This window comes from Aquimarina sp. RZ0, from assembly GCF_008370685.1.
Lineage (GTDB): Bacteria > Bacteroidota > Bacteroidia > Flavobacteriales > Flavobacteriaceae > Aquimarina.
Genome location: NZ_VTZU01000101.1, coordinates 1 through 21,782, shown reverse-complemented (window position 1 = coordinate 21,782; position 21,782 = coordinate 1). Strand labels below are relative to the sequence as shown.

Annotated in this window: 6 protein-coding genes and 2 pseudogenes; 7 read left to right on the top strand and 1 reads right to left on the bottom strand. The window is 32.1% G+C overall.

The features are described from left to right. Positions 1-246: 246 nt before the first annotated feature. A pseudogene (locus F0000_RS24590) lies at positions 247-423 on the top strand (IS3 family transposase); the annotation flags it as partial. 78 nt (positions 424-501) lie between these two features. Here the strand turns inward: F0000_RS24590 and F0000_RS24585 are convergent. Continuing rightward, complete coding sequence (locus F0000_RS24585) at positions 502-741, bottom strand: hypothetical protein (RefSeq protein ID WP_149627373.1); 240 nt, start codon at positions 739-741, stop codon at positions 502-504. Positions 742-1,122: 381 nt separating this feature from the next. Here F0000_RS24585 and F0000_RS24580 point away from each other — a divergent pair, with 381 nt between their 5' ends. From F0000_RS24580 to F0000_RS24555, 6 genes and pseudogenes are all read left to right on the top strand, one after another. After that, positions 1,123-5,175: a two-component regulator propeller domain-containing protein gene (locus F0000_RS24580; protein WP_149627372.1), complete on the top strand. Its 4,053-nt coding sequence runs from the start codon at positions 1,123-1,125 to the stop codon at positions 5,173-5,175. A 1,009-nt stretch (positions 5,176-6,184) separates the two neighbouring features. Further along, positions 6,185-8,770 carry an Ig-like domain-containing protein gene (locus tag F0000_RS24575; RefSeq protein ID WP_149627371.1) on the top strand — a complete coding sequence of 862 codons (2,586 nt, stop codon included), beginning with the start codon at positions 6,185-6,187 and terminating at the stop codon, positions 8,768-8,770. Positions 8,771-8,848: 78 nt separating this feature from the next. Then, positions 8,849-10,678: a polysaccharide lyase gene (locus tag F0000_RS24570; protein WP_149627370.1), complete on the top strand. Its 1,830-nt coding sequence runs from the start codon at positions 8,849-8,851 to the stop codon at positions 10,676-10,678. Positions 10,679-10,877: 199 nt separating this feature from the next. Continuing rightward, complete coding sequence (locus F0000_RS24565; RefSeq protein ID WP_149627369.1) at positions 10,878-13,046, top strand: polysaccharide lyase; 2,169 nt, start codon at positions 10,878-10,880, stop codon at positions 13,044-13,046. Between the two features lie 1,863 nt (positions 13,047-14,909). Continuing rightward, a pseudogene (locus F0000_RS24560) lies at positions 14,910-15,743 on the top strand (transposase). A 13-nt stretch (positions 15,744-15,756) separates the two neighbouring features. Next, positions 15,757-21,782: beta-ketoacyl synthase N-terminal-like domain-containing protein (locus F0000_RS24555; protein ID WP_255452885.1), on the top strand; the 6,026-nt coding region annotated here is incomplete at its 3' end.

Sequence of the window (21,782 nt, the reverse complement as noted above, 5' to 3'; positions counted from 1 at the left end):
TCAAAATATGGGAAGTGTAATTATAATCTTGGGACAGGGTTATAATTACACTTCCTTTTTTAACTCACACATTTAGTATGATACTACCCTAAAAAATGGATTGCCCTCTTATCAACATAATTTACAAAATCTATTACCTCTTTTTCTTTTATTATTCTCAGGGCTAGTCTTCCCCTTCTTTTCAGGTGGTCTCACACTACTAGAAGCCTCACCAGTCTTTTTTTTCTTAGGAGGATAAGTTAAGTCATCAAATATGAATGGCTAAACAGATATAAATTTAATAATCAAAAACAATTATATAACGCTATTGATAAATATATTAAATGGTATAATACCAAAAGAATACATTCTGCTTTAGACTATTTAACTCCTTTGGAAATGGAAATCAATTTGAACAATTATAAATATAAAAATGCGGCTTAATGAAAACTTGTACCAAATTTATTAGGTAGTCCAAACCAAACATTTGTATCTTACAATAGAGGGGGCACTGCCATTTATTTATGATGTAGGTGATTCTCTATCATTAATTTTCTTTTTTAAATAATCTATTATCTCCTTTCTTGCTATTTTTTCTTTCTCTAATGCATCTCTACGTTTTGTATACCATTCTTCTATTTCTTTTCTTTGTCGTACTGCATTTTTGTTAACATTCTTTAATTCAATTATTAATTTAGATACTAAGTAAGCACCACCAAATGAAATAAGAAAGGTTGCTACTATGCTGGAGGTATCATCCATATTTTCAAGTTTTACAAATCCGATGTTTGGGATCAACCTGATCCAGTAATTCTAAAAGTAGTAAGCGGTTGGTTTTTGAATTTCTAGCATAGCTATAGCTACGGTTTATTTTTTAAACGAAGTAGAAAGGAAAAAGAAACGATGAATATGCGAAATTTTTAGTTATAAATCGTATTAGATAAGGTAAAAATAAATCGAAAGTTATAAAGTATTTCCACCATAAGTATAGCAAGATATCGCAACTGAAAGTTTAGTAAGAATTAATTAATCTAATCCGTAATTAAGCTAAAAAAAAGAATCTTCCTTAACTAAAATCATAATATTTTGACAAATGAGCGTTATATTTAGATAGGAGTACTTACATAACTTGTACCTCAAAGCATGAAAAAGACTATATTATTTTTGATGTTTCTTGCGTATCTATTTTCCTTTTCTCAAGAGTATAATTTTTTTCATTTTTCTGTATCTGATGGCTTATCTCAGAGTACTGTTATTGCTATAGAGCAAGATCAATTTGGTCAAATGTGGATCGGGACAAGAGATGGACTTAACAAATATGATGGAGAACGGGTTACTATATACAGGAATGTTCCTTCGGATTCTGTTTCTTTAAGTAGTAATGACATCCTTTCGATCAAAGAAGATGATAAGGGATTTATCTGGATTGGCACCTACAATGGACTTAATCGGTTTGATCCAAAAACCAGGACTTTTAAGAGATTTTTGTATTCGACAGAAAAAAATACGAACACGCATCGTTCTATACGCGCAATTCGACAAATGAAAGATAAAACTTTATGGTTTGCTACGTCAAATGGACTATTTATTCATGATGGGAAAAATGATGATTTGTTATTTTATGGTACAGAAACGTATAGTACGAGTGCTATGCCTAATAGATTAATTATTGATGTTTTTCAAGATAAAGAAAACACAATTTGGCTGGGAACCTCATCCGGGCTCGTTCAGGTAGTAAATAAGGATGTTTATAATTTAGAATTTAAGCAATGTGAGAGCATAGAAAACCGCGAATCTAGTTTATTTATACAAGCAATTAATGAAGATTTTGATGGAAATCTAATTGTAGGTTCAAAGTCCAAAGGGATTTTTAAGTTTAATAAAAATTCACATAAATACCAACAATATAATATTCCTGGAATTGATAACATAGCAAACCTTGATATTCGAAAACTATCTTATGATAAGAATTTAAACCTTTGGATAGGTACGTATAGAGGACTATTTGTTCAAAGAAAAAAAAAAGACATATCACATATTTTTCATCAGCCAGGAAATCCCAGAAGTATTAGTAAAAATAGTATTAAAGAAATTTTTGTGGATCGTAATGGATCAGTTTGGTTAGGTACTTATTATGGAGGTGTAAACATATGGGATATTCATAATAATAATTTTCATACTTTTTATAAAACCAATGGAAATCAAACATATCCTTTTGATGTTGTCAGTGCTATCAAAGAAGATGATATTGGTAATATGTATATAGCTACCGAGGGAAATGGAGTAACAGTAACCTACCCTGATGGCAGTACTAATGTTTTAGTTACTAAGAGACTAGGTAAGAGATTAGCCAATACAAATATAAAATCATTATGTGTCGAAGACGAGAAGTTATGGATTGGGACGTTCAAAGAGGGAATTAAGTGTTTTGATCTTCGAACAAAAAAATTCGAAGATCAAAAACATAAACAGTTAAAACTATATTTGGAAAAAACTGGGATTTATGCAATAAAGAAGATTAAAAATCACCTTGCTTTTGGAACTTTTGGGAAAGGTCTGATACTCTACAATTTGGAAACAGAAAATATTTTAATTATTAAGAACATTCCTTCTGATACAACCTCTCTTACAAATAATAAAGTGAGAAGCATTATTCCTGATATAAATGGCAATTTATGGGTAGGTACGGATAAAGGATTAAATAAGGTCAATATAGCAAGTTTTGAAAAGAATAAAATAAAAGTAGAGCAATACTTATTTGATAGTAAAACTGATTATGGGCACAATATTTTTTGTATCTATCAAAATGATCAAGGGCAAATTTTTGTGGGTACAAGAGAAAGAGGTGTACTCATACTGAACCAAAATAGGTTTGAAGAAATCACTCCCAAATTATTAGATAATAAAATTGTAACCGCTTATAGTATAGTTCAGGACGATGAAGAAAATCTTTGGATTAGTTGTAATCTTGGGATTGTACGATACAATTTAGAAACACAGAAAAGCATGCTGTATAATCAAAATGAAGGTTTTTTAGGAAATGAGTTTTTTAATGATTCATATTTAAAAAGTAAAAACGGAAACTTATATTTTGGTGGAGTACAGGGAGTTTCATTTTTTAACCCCAAAAACCTTAAGAAGAATACCTACAAGTCTAAAGTTATTTTAACAAAATTAAAGATTAATGGTAAAGATCAAGATGAATATATCTCGTCTACAGAAAAAATGATACTGAATTATGATGAAAACTCGTTTACCTTTAATTTTGCATTACCTAGTTATGTAAATAAAACAAACAAACACTATGCTTACAGGTTATTAGGGTTAAACAATGAATGGAAATTCACTAATAGTAGTGAGGTAAGTTATACCATTCAGAAACCGGGAGATTACATTTTTCAGGTAAAAGAAGCAAATAATCAGGAAACCTGGAATAATAAGCCCACAGAACTTAGGATGGTGGTAAAAGCGGCTCCTTGGAAAACTACTCTTGCCTATATGTCGTATTTTGTAATAATATGTTTTATACTTTATCAAATTTATAAGAATATGAAGTCGAAGATAACTTTGGTGCATAAGCTTAAGTCAGAACGTCTGGAGAATATTCGACAAGAAGAAATCAATAAATCTAAGTTAGAGTTCTTTACTAATATTTCTCATGATTTTAGAACTCCTCTTACACTAATTTTAGCTCCATTACAACAGCTAATAGATAACTATACCGGAAGTAAACAAATGTTTGAAAAATTAGAAGTAATAGAGCGTAATGCCAAACAATTATTAAAACTTACCAATCAGTTATTAGATTTTAGATCTTACGAAAATAAGCATACAAGACTTCATGTAAAAAACGAGAATATAGTTCCTTTTGCAGAGGAGGTATATAAATCTTTTTTAGAATATGCCAGAATAGGTAAATACTCATATTCTTTCAAGTTTGTTTCGGATCAAATTATGCTGTTTTATGACCAAAATCAACTCGAAAAAGTTTTATACAATTTGTTATCCAATGCTTTTAGGTATACACAAAAAGGAGGTAAGATTATATTAAAAATCGAGGAGGACGAAAACCATGTGGTTATCGTAGTTTCTGATAATGGACAAGGAATTAATCACGAGTTTATGAATAAAATTTTTGATAGATATTATGAAGTAGCGAGTCAAATAGAGTATCAAAAAAAATTCAATCAGGGTAGCGGAATAGGATTGCATATTGCAAAAAAAATAATTGATTTACATAAAGGAGAAATAGAAGTAACCACTAAAGAAAATATCGGAACTACATTCAGGGTTTATTTAAAAAAAGGTAGTGATCACCTGGAAAGTTGTGAAATAGAAAAGGATCAGTCTAGAGACGAAGGGTTTACGTATGAGAATGTAATTGAAACCGTGCAAACATTTGAACTAGAATATCCAGCATCTTCTTCGGGTGATAAACCAAAAATTTTAATTGCTGAAGATAATGACGAGTTTAGAAAATTCATGGTCGATATTCTCAAAGAGCATTATCAAGTTGAACAAGCTGATAATGGAGAGGATGCTTTTAGAAAAGCAATTAGGGTATTACCAGACATGATAGTAAGTGATGTAATTATGCCCAAAATGGAAGGAACTGAGTTATGTGCTAAAATTAAAAATGATCTACGTACAAACCATATACCTCTAGTATTACTCACTTCTCGAGCGTCGATAGAGTATAAATTTAAAGGGTTAGAGGTTGGAGCAGATGCTTACATTGATAAGCCATTTAATATAAAAGAATTCTTATTGATTCTTAAAAACCTTTATGATACTACAACCATATTAAAAACTAAATTCTCAAAAGATGATCTGTCTATAGATCAAAATGATATGGGTTCTGTAGAAGAGAGTTTAAGAATAAAAGCGATTAAAATTGTTGAAAATAATATTAATGATCCTTCTTTTGATATTCCTTATTTTTGTTCAGAATTAGGTGTAAGTAGAACTATGTTATTTATAAAAATAAAAGCCTGGACCAATCTTACTCCAAAAGAATTTGTTAATTCTATTAGAATGAAAAGAGCCTCAGAACTTTTAGAAATGGGAGAATTAAGTATTTCAGAAATCGGTTATAAAGTAGGTTTTAGAGATCCCAAATATTTTTCAAAATATTTTAAGAAATATTTTAAAAGAACTCCTTCAGAATATGCTAAAAAATTTCATACCAGTCATTAATCTGGAGTATGTATCAACATATAATTCTTTTAATATCTTGTAAAATAATTTCTCTGGATGGTATTTTTTGTCAGGAAGATCCTTTCATAATTGATGATCTTTTCCTTTTTTTATTCAATTCTTAGATGAAATTATTTACTAAAATCATTTCTTTTTATTTCATACTTCAAAATAAAATCATAGCAATTTCTTAAGATGAGATCATTAAGAAATTGCCGCTTTTTATTAGAATATTTTTAAAACAGAAATGACATCACAAATCAGTTCCATAATTAAAAAAGAAATATTTTTTGTATGAAGAGTTGTTTTTGTTGAGGGTTAAAATTCTTTAAATCAGCATTTTGTACAATATTACCCCAAGAATTGAACTTCTGTAATACTATAATTAAGTAACATTGTATTAGAAATATAACGACGACTACCTACTTATAATTATAAGATCCATTTATAGCAGATAATAATATAGTTGTTAAATTATTAGTGGTAACGTATACTACCTTGAGGCAAAACCACAAGGCATTTATTGAAAAAAAAACATTTCGATTTCTAGGGAAGCCTCAGCGTATTTAAATCTAGATTATCGAGCAAAAAACAAACTATGAAAATGATTAGAATCCCAAGGTTAGTAACATGTGCTGATAGTATAAATACCATTGATCTTCATTTCATCTTTAATGACCTGGAGAGATTGCTTTATTGTTTATACAGTGAAACTATTTTGGTTCGTATATGACCCCTCGTTCTATCAAAAAGTATTTATAATACGATTTACGAATAAAAATTTTGCATCTAATGACATTCTTTTTCTACTATATTTTCTTCATAAAATGAAACAATAGCTATGGCTATTCTTTAATTTGATTCATCAATCTAGCGAAAAATCCTTGCCATTATTTTTACGAAATTCTCACCCGTAAATCGTATAACCTATTAAGTAGCAATACTTTTTTGGAGTATTATTATTTGCTAATAATTTATCACAAATCACAAACTCAAAAGCATTATCATTATGAAAACAAGAACAAATCATCCATATGGTTTGAAGTCAGTGAATACATATTTATTTTTTATTTTTTTAATAGTAAATCTTACACTGTATACTCAGGCTTTAGCACAAAATCATTACGAACAGGAGGCAAAAGAATCTTGGAATCAAGAATATATTTATAGGGATTCTGGTAGCGCTGAATCATCTCTAATAGTAAATTATGGCAAAGGAAGTAATAGTTCAAAAAATAATCGGTTAACGAACACAGGAGTTTTTATTCAAGACAGTATAAAAAACTGGTCAGAAGATAAAAATAGAAATTTTGATAGTTTACCGGAGACTATCGAATGTAATTCTGTTGATTGTATCAGAAATGCGATGCAAAATGCGCAACCTGGAGACGAAATAGTAATTGCATCAGGAACGTATGCAGCTCTGGATAAAATCAATATAGGAGGAAGAGCTGCCAGATTTGCTTCAAACAAAAATGGGACAGCTGCAAAACCTATTATCTTAAGGGCAAAAAACCCATCAAACCCTCCAATATTAAAAGGTAAAGATGATAAGTATGATGGCTATGTATTACATCTGTTAGGGGATTATTGGCGAATAAAAAATATAATTTTTGAAGAAGGTTCTAAAGGGATTGTCCTTGATAATGCCAATCACGGAATTCTAGAAAATATAACTGTCCGGGAATTGGGTGAAGAAGGAATTCACTTAAGAGATGGATCTAGTTTTAATTTAGTCAAAAGCTGTAAGGTATACAATGTCGGTATCAAAAAACCTGGGATTGGAGAAGGTTTATATGTAGGATCAGATAAGGGACAGCATGACGATTATGAAAGAGAATGTAATAATAATACCATTGATGGTTGTATTATAGGGCCTAATGTAACAGCCGAAGGGGTGGATGTAAAAGAAGGAACTAAAAATACGATTATTCGCAATTGTATCTTCTCAGCAAAAGGTATTTCGGGAGAAAATAGTGCGGATGCTTTTATCGATCTCAAAGGAGCATATGGCTTTGTATATAATAACACTTTCAATTTGGACGGATCTGATATCATCAATACTGGAGTGGATTTTTTAGATCGTGGTACTGGATTCAATACTGGTTTTAGAAATGCTATTTTTAATAATACATTTAACCTGGAAGCACGAGGTAGTGTGATTCAGACCGCCAGAAAAAAACAAGGAAATCCTTCTGAGATACATGTTTGGAACAATACCAGAAATCCAAATACAACCGACTTTCCTATTAGTGATGGAACGTTAAATTTTGTGACTCAATCTTGCCCTAACTGGAATATTATTTCTTGTAATGATGGTGGAGGAAATCAAAATCCAAGAGTAAGTATTACATCGCCTGATAATGAACAATCATATCAGGAAGGAAATAATATAACTGTAATAGCAAATGCTTCAGACCCCGATGGAAGTATAGTAAAAGTAGAATTCTTTAGAGGTTTGGTTAAATTAGGAGAAGATCATTCATCCCCATATCAATACAGTATAAATAATGTTCTGGAAGGGATTTATAATTTCACAGCCAAAGCAACAGATAATCAGGGAGCTACTACAACTTCTGGAAATGTAATTGTTACTGTTTTGAGTGATACTGGAGGAGACAATACGCCGCCAGCAGTATCATTTGCATTACCCTTGGGTAATCTGACAGTTATTGAAGGATATAATCTTTATAGTAAAGTAAATGCTATCGATATTGACGGGAATATCGAAAATGTAAAACTTTATATTGATGATAATTTTGTGAGACAAGAAAATTTTGCCCCTTATGAATGGGGACACCCAACATCTCCAAACCCTAATGAATTAAATGATTTACCTGTAGGAAGACATGTTTTGAAAGCAGTAGCAACTGATAATGAAGAAGCAACTGTAGAAACTACGTTTATATTAACAGTTAAGTCGCAAAGTAACGGTGGAGGAAATACTTGTGAATTTGGAACTCCACTCAATAATTCATTACCTGCATTTGATGGAGTATCCTTTTCTGAGGTGCACATTCTGGGAAATGGTGGTCCTGCTTTGAGCAACTTTAGAAAATTCAGAATTAACTGGCGCCCACAATATAATGGATTATATCAGTTTGCCTTCAATACGAATAATGGTGTTCCTGACTATTATATTGATATGAAATCTTTTATTGATGCCAAATTTAATACTAGCAGCCCCGAAATAACCATAAGCAATTCTGGATTTAGTGGTTTAGATGGTTCATATTGGGTTACAAAGGACGAAGCTAATTTTGTTATGGTTTCCAAGAGTGGAAACTTTACAATTTATTTTAGTAATGCTAATACACCTCCTAATTGTAATGATAAATCTCCAATGGATGAGAATGAATTAGAACGTATTAAATTATTCCCAAATCCGGTTAGTGATAACAATCTTACTATAAGTGGAATAAATCAGGAAAAATCTACACTAGAAATAGTTGATATACAAGGCAAAGTTGTATTGCAAAAGGATATAGAAGATAGTCAAACAGCTATAAATGTTTCTCGACTTAAGTCAGGAATGTATTTCCTAATTATTAAAGGATTGAAATTCAGAAAAGCTATGCTTTTTACTAAGCAGTAATTGGTATTAACCAATATAATCATCAGATAGCAGAAGGCTTATATGATGATTATTCTAATGTTTTAAAAAATATACTAGATGAATTACGAGTACGTAAAAAATAATTTGACGTTTATTTTAGTAGGTATCACCACATTTCTATTTGCTCAAGAAAACTATGTATATCAACATGATTTTGATCAATTGCCATCTGGTCAATACAATAGAGATAAGATAAAAGAGGCATTACAGGTTTCATTTTGCAAAGGAGCAGATGAAGGAAGAATTCATGTTTCCGATTTCAAGAATCGTGGTAAAGTGCTAGATATCAAATATCCCGAAGGACAAGTGAAAACCGGTCAAAGTGGAATGCATACAAAAGTACCTTTTGATGTAGAAGGTGATTTTGATGAATTATATATTAGTTATTGGGTGTATTTCCCAAAGGATTTTGAATTTCGTGCAGGAGGTAAATTGCCGGGCTTGGCCTATCAAACCTCAGAAAGAAATATGTCTCTTAGGCTAATGTGGCGATATGATGGACTTATCGAGTTTTATGTACATTATAATACAGAACCTACCTGGGACGGGTGGCACGCATCCATTAACTGGAGTTTAATGGATCCTTATGAAGAACCAAATGGAGAACCTCAGCCAGATCAGGTAAAGTTTAAAAAAGGACAATGGAATCAGGTCGAGATGTACAATAAACTAAATACTCCTGGAAAAAATGATGGTATTATGAGAGGTTGGTTAAATGGAAAATTGGCAATAAACATTACAGATAATGGTGATTATAGACAAATTGGTGAAGAAGATATTAACCTCAATATGATCTATTTATCTACTTTTTTTGGAGGTAGTGATGAGACTTTTCAACCTACTCAGGATTTAGAAGCTTATTTTGATGATTTTATTGTTTCTACTACCAGAATAGGAAATACAGGAGGCAATGGCGGTGATACGAATTTACCTCCAGAGATATCATTCGTACCTCCATCTAATGATATTATTGTGGATGAAGGGTATAGTCTTGATATCAAGGTCAAGGCTTACGATGCTGATGGTAGTATTAATAATGTAAAACTTTATATCAATGACAAGCTTATAAGACAAAAAAGTGCAGTTCCCTATGAATGGGGGCACTCAACATCTCCAAATCCTAATGAATTAAACGATTTACCTGCAGGAACATACCTTTTTAAGGCAGTAGCAACAGACAATAAAGGGGCAACTTCTGATAGGACATTTACATTAATTGTAATAAATAAAGATGTGAACCAAGGTAATAATTGCTCTTTTGATACGCCTGTAAGTGATGGTATATCCAGTATGAATAAAGCATCTTTTACTAATGTATATGTCTTAGGAAGTGATGGTCCCAACTTAGAGAATTTAAAAAAAATAACTATTAATTGGGATGCTGTGAACAACCGATTATATCAATTTGCTATAAATACCCATAATGGAGTTCCGGATTACTATGTAGATTTAAAAAGTAAATTAACACATACATTGGGACAATCTAGTCCTTCTATGACGATTAACGATTCCGGTATTTCAGGTTTAGATGGTTCTTACTGGATTACCAGGCATGATACAGACTTTATTATGGTTTCAATAACGGGAGGATTCACGCTTTACTTTAGTAATAATCAAGAAATCTATTCTTGTAATAACAGAACTAAACCAGATTCATTTATCTATTACCCGAATCCTGCAAGTAGTTCAATTTTTATGAGTGGTATCGATGCAGCTGTTTACGAAATTATGATTTATAATATGAATAATCAGAAAATTAAATCAATAAAACCAGAAAAGGAAGAATCAATTTCCATTGATATCAAATCCTTAGATAAAGGTATTTATTTCATTGAGTTGAAATCTTTGAAAAAAGAAATTAAAAGATATAGGATTATTAAAAGTTAAAAAAATATTAAGAGTATGTTTAAAAACCCTTCTGCCTGCTGGTCATTACTTTGACAACCTTGACTTTACTTCAAATAAGCAACATATCTCGATATGTCGTCGATTTGAAGTATCGTCAGAACACCAAACTACTGAGAATCAGTTTGCATTGTTTTTAAACATGCTCTAAGAACAATTCAGGTACACAAACTCACACACAATGAAGACAATTAAAAATACTAGATACTTTTTCATCGTATTTGTTTTATTGATATTCGGAAAAATAAACGCACAAGATTGTAAAAATAGCAGACTGATTTTTGATCAAGATTTTAATCAATATAATGGTCAAAATAAATTGTACACTCGTAGCTTAGTCAATAATGATTTTCCGAGGGTAGGAGGCAGAACTTCGGGGGGTAATATTCGGGGCTTAAGTAATGAGTTTCCGCAAAGAAACCGAGTAATTAATGGTGAACTACGAGCAGAATATACCAAAAATGATGCTAGTGGTAAAACTGGTGGTTTTGTATTTGATAGTAGTTTTGATGGTGTCGAAGAAGCAACCCTTGAATATCGTGTGAAATTTGCAAATGACTTTGTATGGGCAACGGGAGGGAAACTTCCTGGATTAGGCGGCGCTTCTACATCAAACGGAGCGCAACCTGCTGGTTGTACTCAAAATCAAGGTACTATCCACAATGCATTCTCTACTCGATTAATGTGGCGCTCTAATACAGCACATACACAACCACCCTACCTTATTGTCTATGATTATTTACCTACCAGAGAAACACGATGTGGTGGTAATACGCGATTAGGAAATTTACAACTTCAAAGAAATAAATGGTATACTGTAAGACAATACCTTAAACTAAATACTCCAGGTCAAAGAAATGGTATTTTAGAAATGTATATCGATGGTAAAAAATTAGTTAATCTAGATAATGTGGTGTTTCGATTATCAGGAAAAAGAAATGTTAGAATTAATTCTATAGTAATGCATACCTATAGAGGCGGTAATCGCAAGGATGATTGGTGGCAGTCCCCACAAGATGATTACGTATATTTTGATGATTTTAAGGTGTGGACGAATTGTTTAGGAAATACGGGAGGTGATAATAATAAGCCGCCAACAGTTTCATTAACAAATCCTTCTCAAAATAATCAAATTTTTACCTTAGGAGAAACGATTACTCTAAGAGCAAATGCTTCAGATCCTGATGGAGAAGTAGCTCGCGTTAATTTTAAAGTTAATGGAGGTTATTATGGTCAAGATCATACAGCTCCTTATACAAATACCTGGACACCAACTACCGAAGGAATATATACGATTGGTGCCAGAGCTTTTGAAAAAGATCAGAAAGGGTTTTCTACAGAAATTTCCAGAACCGTAATTGTTAAAAAAGAAGTGAGCAATCAAGCTCCAAATGTTTCTTTCATTTCACCGCCTGATAATATCACTGTACAAGAAGGGTATAATCTTGTGATTAGAGCAAATGCTTCGGATCCGGATGGTAGTGTTTCTAATGTGAAATTATATATCAATAATAATAGTATACGTCAGGAAAACGTAGTACCCTATGAGTGGGGGCACGCTGGTTCGCCAAATCCGAAAGAAGTAAATGGATATTCTGCCGGAATATATACGGTTAAGGCTATTGCTACAGATAACAAAGGAAAGAGAAGTGAAGCAACTTTTACCTTAACTGTTCAGAGTACTACTATTGGAGGAGGAGACAATTGCTCATTCGGAACTCCTATTAATAGAGGTCTCAGCACTATGAATAGGATTACATATTCCAATGTTCATGTTCTGGGAACTGACGGACCAAAACTAGATAATTTCAGAAAATTTACAATAAATTGGACTTCACAAAACAATCGCTTGTATCAATTCGCGATTAATACAAACAATGGATCACCAAAGTGGTATGTGGATTTTAAAAATATGATGACCTTTCAATTAAAAAATAGTAAACCAGAGATTACAGTAAGCAATAGTGGTTTCAAAGGGTTGGACGGATCTTATTGGGTAGCTAGGGATGAAGCCAATTTTGTATTAGTCTCCAAGACAAAAGATTTCAGCATTTATTTTAGTAATGCTATTACGGCTCCAAACTGCAATAGATCTTCTGATATAGAACATATTGAAGAGAAAATGGTAGTATATCCCAATCCGGTAAAAGGTGATATAATTTATATTAAAGGATTATCAACAGCGACTGAAGTATTACAGATTGTTGATCTTCAAGGACGAATAATTAACGAATTAAATTCTCAAAACGATATAGAAACTACTATGGATGTCTCCAAACTTCAATCTGGCCCATATTTACTAGTTAGTAAAGGTAAGAATGTTAAGCAGTCCTTTTTATTCATAAAATAGAGACAGGGCGGTATTGTTAAATAAATCACATAGGTTGAGTCTACCTATGCGTAACAATATCATTGTATTTGATAAAACGATATATGTCGGAAAACTTAAAGACACAAAAAAATGTTTTAGATATGTTGTTATACCATTTTTGCTTTAAAATTACCCAAATAAAATACAGTTGTTTTTTCTTTAGGCAAAAAAGAAAAGTTCGGCATAGCCTACGGTTAATTTTTATTTTGGAGCATAAGGGGAAAAGAATAAATTTTAGTGGGTAATTTTAAGGTAGAAATGTTATTATACTTTAGAAGTCAAAAAAATAGTACTCTGTCACCTTCAAAACAGATTTTATTTACCTCTTTCAAGAATTTAATGAACGAATTAATTTGTTATTATACGATTTGTGATTAAAAAATTCGTATAAATTCATTGAATTATTTTTTCTTTATGCAAGGCAAAAAAATCAAGCATAGCTATAGCTACGGTTTATTTTTTAAACGAAGTAGAAAGGAAAAAGAAACGATGAATATGCGAAATTTTTAGTTATAAATCGTATTATATTAAAGTTAGGTTTTCGGTTGAAAACCATTACTCAGGATGAGTTCAAAAACTAAGATAATTTATATGAGGAAAAAGAGTGTAGAGACATTTTTTTATTATTTGTTACTTTCTATTACAACTTTTTAAGTTGTGTTGTAATTCATACGTAAACATAAAAGTAGGATTAGGATTACTTTTTTTGTTTATTAATCATTTAATAATGTTAAAAAGCATATTTTTTAGATAAAATACACTTTTTTGTTTGGTAGAATGAAAAATACTCGTATCTTTACAGTGTACTAATGAAATAGTTCTTTCATTTCCCCCAAGATGAAAGTTGTTATAAAAAGTGAGTTTTAAGTTTAGAATAAGCCCCTAAATTAAGATGATTTGTGTGAAGAAAAAAGAGCGTGGAGACGCTCTTTTTTGTTTTACAGTATTTAATCCTTTGTTATATAGTGAATTGTAATTTTGAATTTTACTGAGACAAACAAATTGAGAATCTTTATTTTTATGAGTAGCAGGGTTTTGTAGCAGGGTTTTTATCATTTTTTTCTCGCGTTTTAAGAGAATATTTGAAGATCCTGAACAGCTTTTGAAATAATTTTTAAATCGATATAATGCGTATCAAGTGCAGATACCTTAGAAAAATTATCAGACCATAGCATACAAAAACTTGAAGAATTACTGCCCGGATATCAAGAAAATATTACCGCGAAATTGCTCGGACGGATACGTTATGTAATTGTTTTACTTTTAGATTATTTGTTGAAGTGTTAGTTGCCTAACGTTTTATTTTTTATTTTTTAATTAGAATTGTGAATTCTAATTTAAATATAACAATATAATCATGAAAAATTTTAAAACCTCACAGTCTTTAAAAATAAAGGTAGATTCTTCATAATGTGATTATACTTATTTCTCTCTTAATTTTCCAAATAAGTTTATTGTTGGTGTCTTAAAATTAATAATTGAACTTAAATATTTTCATTTCTAATATGAGAATGTGAATAATAATACTGCATGAAAAAATAGAGAAAATTAGTTTTACATAACTATTGAAACTTTGTTTCTTTAGACTATTTCAAAACATATTCTGAGTGTTTTTAAACAAGCTCTTATACAATACCCGTGATTAGTAATATTATAACTTTTTCTTTTTTTAAGTCCATTCCATGTTATAGAAAATATAAATAATTATGATTTTATTTCAGATTCAACATAATTATATCTCTACAATTATTACACTGAAGTGGTTTAAACTTTTTTTGGATTAAAAACAAGGGTTGCAAAGATTTGTGTTACGAACATAAGTCAAACCAAAAACAACCCTATATGTATTTTATACTTGACAAAGATATGATAGAAAAATCAATTATGGCATACCTTCCTCTTCCTAGTCGTGGATTTGCACCTACGGTTCCTTTGAATGAGATAGTTAATGCAATACTTTATAAGCTCAAAACTGGTGTTCATTGGCGTCTATTGCCTGTAAAAGCTTTGTTTTCCGATAAGGTTTTATGTTGGCAATCGGTCTACTATCATTATCGTAAATGGTGTTTGTCTGAAACCTGGAAAAATTGTTGGATAAAATTTCTTGAAGCTCATAAAGAAGACCTAGATTTATCTAGTGTAGATTTTGACGGCAGCCATACTCCTGCCAAACGAGGTGGTGAAAACGTTGAATACCAGAGAAGAAAAAAGACAAAGACTACAAATTCTCTATACTTGACAGATAGGCAAGGGCTTCTCTTGGTTATCTCGGAACCCATAGCGGGCAATCATAACGATCTATTCAATATAAAGGTACAGTTCGAGGTGGTCACAACCACGCTCGAACAAGCGAACATTGATGTAAATGGACTATTTCTAAACGCAGATGCAGGGTTCGATTCTAAAGACTTCTGAAACTCTTGCGATAAAAAGCAAATCAATGCCAATATATGTTTCAACAAAAGAAATGGAAATAGCGATAGAGATGAATATTTTGACCAAAAACTATACGATGAAAGATATGCAGTGGAACGCACAAATGCTTGGATGGACAGTTATCGATCACTTCTCAATAGATTCGATACCACAACTGAAAGCTGGAAAGGATTCAACTACCTGTCTTTTATTATGATAGCTGTCAAAAAATTCCACAAAAAGAAAAATAAAAAAAATTAAACCACTTCACTGTATGAAAAATAAAAAAAGAACCTCATTAAAGAAAGAGTATTCATTGAATATTTCTCATTTACTATCAAGTGGGCTATCTGAAAATTGGCTATTAAAGGAGCTAGGAGATCTTCATTGGGAAATGATTTCTAAAAGCTTAGATACTAAAACTAGTAAAATTATGGATAGCAACGGAGAAAGATTATACGCAAGTTTTGTCCGTATTCAATGGAGTGCTAGAGAAAGTTTATTTTATTTTAAAGAGAATGATGAAATTGAGCTAGAAGGAGAAATATCTCTATATGGCAACAAAATGTTTTTTAGTGAAGATACGATTACTTCGGGAAATAAGAGCATATCAGCTTCTTTGATGTCTGTTTTTTCGTCCAGAAAATTGGGAGATAATGAAAAATTAGAGAAAGGAAAACCGCTAAATTCAGAAACAGCAAAACTTAAGAAACATAAAACACTACCAAAGCTGGCTAAAGGTTTTTTTGATGCTAAAAATTTTTTGTTTTCTGGTCTTAGTCAAAAAAATAAAAGTGTGAATTCGCATGAGTTTTTTGATACAACATTTCCCATTGAAAGTAAAACTATATTTTCTAAGTTATATATTGTTGATCCATACGATGATATTAATGGTGTAGGATTGCTTTATTATGCGTCCTATCCAAAGATTAATGATAAATGTGAACGTTTTTATTTTGAAGAAAATAATCCAGATTGTGAAAATTGGGCAACAGCAAGTTTTTGTATTGCTAGAGATATTCATTATTATGGAAATGCTAATGCAAATGAAGAATTAGTATATGTATTAGAGGATTTTAAGTTTCTTGACGAGGATAAAATACAATTGACATCTTCACTTTGCCGAACTAAAGATGGAAGCTTGATTGCTAAGATGTATACAGTAAAACAACTGGTAGGAACATTCAGACCAAATCTAGGCGCAATAGATACAACAGAGATACATAATATAAAGCAAGAATTTACACCCTTGAATGAAAAACCTCTTGAAAAACATTCTATAGTGACCTCTGAAAAAAATAAAGAACTACAACACGTAGGCACGCGTATTAAAACCCCTTTAAAGTATACACGAAAAAAGTTGAATAAGATCATAAAAGACTTTTTTAATGCCATGTTTGATGAGATCAACATTAATGTAGATACTGATCTCAGAAAAGTAGGTATAGAATCGATTATGTTAACAGAGCTTTCGGAATATTTGAATGTCACTTACCATTTATCAAGTAATCCAAGTAAGTTTTTTGATTGCTATACAATCAAAGAAATTACATCTTATTTATTAGGAGAAGATAGAAGTAAAAAAGATAAATCTCTTCAAGAGGTAAAAAGAAGAGATCCACATATAGATTCTGAAGGTATTGCTATTATTGGGACATCTTTTCGAGTTCCAGAAGCAAATAATGAAGAGGAACTTTGGAAGAATTTGATAAGTGAAGTATCCGCAATCTCTACTGCTCCTTCTGATCGTTGGGAATGGCCATCTTGGGTAGATGTTGATAATAAACACAAAGGAGTTGATAAGGGAGGGTATGTCTCGAATATCGATTCGTTTGATGCCTCTTTTTTCCGAATTTCTCCAAGAGAAGCAGAATTAATGGATCCTCAACAACGTGTACTTCTAGAACTAACCTGGGAGTTATTTGAACGTTCTGGATACAATCCAGAGTCAATGAAAGGAAGTAAAACTGGAGTTTTTATAGGAGCAAGTGGAAGTGATTATGAAGTACTATTAAATCAAAGAAATGATCATGATATATTAAGCTGTACTGGAACGGCAATGGCAATACTTACAAATCGTATTTCTTATTATTTTGACCTTCAAGGACCAAGTATTCAATTAGATACCGCGTGCTCATCTTCTTTGTTTGCAATTCATGAAGCTGTAAAGTCAATAAAGTCGGGAGAATGTGAACAAGCTATTGTGGGAGGTGTTCATTTTATGTGTCATTCCTCAAAAAGTTTAGCGTATCACCATGCTGGAATGCTTAGTAAAGATGGCATATGCTATACTTTTGATCAACGAGCAAATGGATATGTAAGAGGAGAAGGAGCAGTTTTAATGTTGCTTAAACCATTGAAAGAAGCTAGAGTTGATGGAGATAATATTTTGGGTCTAATTAAAGGAACTGCTATCAGTCATGGGGGTTTTGCAGGAGGACTTACGGTTCCAAATTCGCAAAAACAACAAGAGCTTATAGAAAAGGCAGTTCGGAATGCAAATATAGATATAAATGATATCAGTTATATTGAAGCTCACGGTACAGGAACTCCTCTTGGAGACCCGATTGAGGTTGATGGGCTCACCGCTGTATTCACTAAAAAGAATCAAGGGAAAATTGGGTTAGGGTCTATAAAATCTAATATTGGTCACTTGGAAGCGGCCTCAGGAATAACAGGATTACTAAAAATATTAGTATCCTTTAAAAATAAATATTTACCGGCTACTATAAATTTTGTGAAACTCAATGACAAAATTAATCTAAAAGGAACACCGTTTTATATTCAAAATAAATCTATGCCCTGGATTTCAAAAGATGGAAAACCTTTAAAGGCTGGAGTTAGTAGTTTTGGAATTGGAGGTAGTAATGCTCATTTGATAGTAGAGGAATATCTAGGAGAGGTTTCTGATGTTGATATAGATTTAAAGATAAAAGGGCCTTATGTTTTTGTAGTATCTGCTCTTAGTGTTGATCGTTTGGTTGTTCAGGTAGAGAACTTTCGTTTGTACTTAGAATCTCTGGATTCTGTGACTTTATCCTCTGTAGCTTATACGCTTCAGATAGGTCGAGAATCAATGCAGGAGCGATTATCGTTTATAGCATCGACTAAGGATGCAGTATTAGAGAAGTTAGAATCTTACTTGTTGGGATCTACATCAGGTTTATATACAGGTAATACGAGGGATAACGATTCAGGATTTCTCTTACAAGATGAATCAGCAAAGGGTTATGTCACCACAGCAATAGCAAATAAAGAGCTGGATAATCTTGCTCGATTATGGGCTTCGGGTATTTCTATAGACTGGAATTTGTTATATGATTCCGTTGTTCCTATGAAGGTAAGTTTGCCTACATATCCATTTTCGAGAGAGCATTATTGGGTAGGTAATCATGCAAAACAGAAGAAACATAGTTTACAAAAATCCTTAAAAACTAATGTAATACCAAAAGATCAAGATGTTGTTTTTTCAGATATAGCAGATCAATCTGTTGCAAAGGTAGCATCATCCTCGAATGCTACATCTTCAATCGAATTAGAGACATTATCTACATTTGCCTCGTCAGAAAGTACGCCGCTAGTTAAAGAAGAATTATCAAGCTCTAGACCTAAAGACCATAGTAATGCTAAGCAGGAGATTTTAGAATCTCTTAGTATTTTATTATCCGAAGCAGTTTATTTAGAAATTTCAAAGATTGATCAAGAAAGTACTTTTCAGGATTTAGGATTGGATTCTATTACTGGTGTCGAATTTGTCAAATTAATTAATAACTGTTATGGATTAGAATTACCGGCAACAAGCTTGTATGCTCATCCAACTATAGCTAGTTTAAGCGAACACATTTTATCTCTTATTCCAGAAACTAGTGCTGTTTTTTCAAGTTCAGAGAGTTCTGTTTCTATTCATGATGTAAAGCAGAATCAATCAGTTACACCAGTTTCTACAAGAGAAATTTTACCACACGGTCTGGAAATAGGAAATATATTAGATAAATTACAAGTTTTATTATCCGAAACAATTTATTTAGAAGTTTCTACGATTGATCAAGAAAGTACCTTTCAGGATTTAGGATTGGATTCGATTACTGGTGTCGAATTTGTCAAATTAATTAATGACTGTTATGGATTAGAATTACCGGCAACAAGCTTGTATGCTCATCCAACTATCACTAATTTAAGTGAACACATTTTATCTCTTCTTCCAGAAACTAGTGCTGTTTTTTCAAGTTCAGAGAGTTCTGTTTCTATTTCTGATATAAAGGAGAATCCATCAGTTATACCAGTTTCTACCAGAGAAGTTTTACCACACGGTTTGGAAATAGGAAGTATATCAGATAAATTACAAGTTTTGTTATCCGAAGCAGTTTATTTAGAAATTTCAAAGATTGATCAAGAAAGCACCTTTCAGGACTTAGGATTGGATTCTATTACTGGTGTTGAGTTTATCAAATTAATTAATGACTCTTATGGATTAGAATTACCAGCAACAAGCTTGTATACTTATCCAACGATAGCTAGTTTTTCAGTTTATATTTTAGAAAAGGCATCATTTTTAGGTGTTTCAGAAAACGATTTGGATACAAAAGCAGTTATTCCTTCAGTAGATTTGGAGCTATCAGGATCAGTATCCGATTCAAGATTAGACGTAAATATTTTAAATCAAGATAAGGTATTACTGGATAGTATAGATAGATCGGCTAGTGCTATTTCTGGGGTAATATCTTCGGATCAAGAGAAACCATTATCATCATTATCAAAGAAAGATTCAAAAAAAGAAACAGGCCGTATTGCTATAGTGGGTACTTCTGGTCGTTATCCGTCTTCATCAAATCTGGAAGCTTATTGGAATAATTTAAAAGAAGGTAAAGACTGCGTAACAGAAGTAGGTAAAGATAGATGGAATGTAGAAGATCATTATGATCCTGATGGAGAAGTTTATAGCAAGTGGCTAGGGCAATTATCGGATATAGATAAGTTTGATCCATTATTTTTTAATATATCACCAACAGAAGCAGAATTAATGGATCCTCAGTACAGGATTTTTATGGAAGAATGTTGGAAAACGATAGAAGATGCTGGGTATACACGAAATGATTTAAGTGGTTTTAATTGTGGTACCTATGTAGGTGTAATGGGTAATGAGTATTTTGATTTGGCAATTCAATCAGAGAATTATCAATCGTCAAAATCTCGAGTAATGACTGGTAATTCTGCATCGATATTTTCGGCGCGTTTGGCTTATTTATTAAACTTAAAAGGTCCAAGTATCGCCATTGATACAGCATGTTCTTCATCGTTGGTTTCTATTCATTTAGCGTGCCAAGCTTTATTATCCAAAGAAGTGGATATGGCATTAGCAGGTGGAGTTACATTGTACTTAGGAGTTACTCCCTATAAGCAGATGTGTGATGCAGGTATGCTTAGTAAAGACGGTAAATGTAAGACTTTTGATAACAGTGCTGATGGTTTTGTTCCTGGTGAAGGAGCAGGAGTTGTTTTATTAAAACGATTAGAAGATGCTGAGCGAGATGGAGATCATATACACGGAGTTATTTTGGGAAGTGGAATCAATCAGGATGGTAAAACTAATGGTATTACGGCTCCCAATGCAGATTCGCAACGAGATCTGATCCGATCAGTCTATGAGCGTTATGAGATAGATCCTCAAACAATTAGTTATATAGAAACACATGGTACAGGTACTAAATTAGGGGATCCGATAGAGTTTGAGGCACTATCGAGTGCATTTGAGCATTTTACAGATAAGAAGCATTATTGTGGATTAGGTTCTGTAAAGACTAATATTGGTCATACATCAGCGGCTTCTGGAGTTGCAGGTTTACATAAGATTTTATTACAATTGAAATATAAGCAATTAGTTCCCAGTTTACATTTCGATGAGGTTAATAAGCATATCCAAATAGCTGATAGTCCTTTTTATGTAAATACAAAGTTACAGGAATGGAAATCAGAAAACCCTTTACGCGCATCGATTAGTAATTTTGGGTTTAGTGGTACCAATGCTCATTTGGTTGTAGAGGAATATCAAGGAAAGGTTTCTGATGTTGATATAGATCGAAAGGTAGAAGGTCCTTACATTTTTGTAGTATCTGCTCTTAGTGTTGATCGTTTGGTTGTTCAGGTAGAGAACTTTCGTTTGTACTTAGAATCTCAGGATTCTGTGGCGTTATCCTCTGTAGCTTATACGCTTCAGATAGGTCGAGAATCGATGCAGGAACGATTATCGTTTATAGCATCGACTAAGGATGCAGTATTAGAGAAGTTAGAATCTTACTTGTC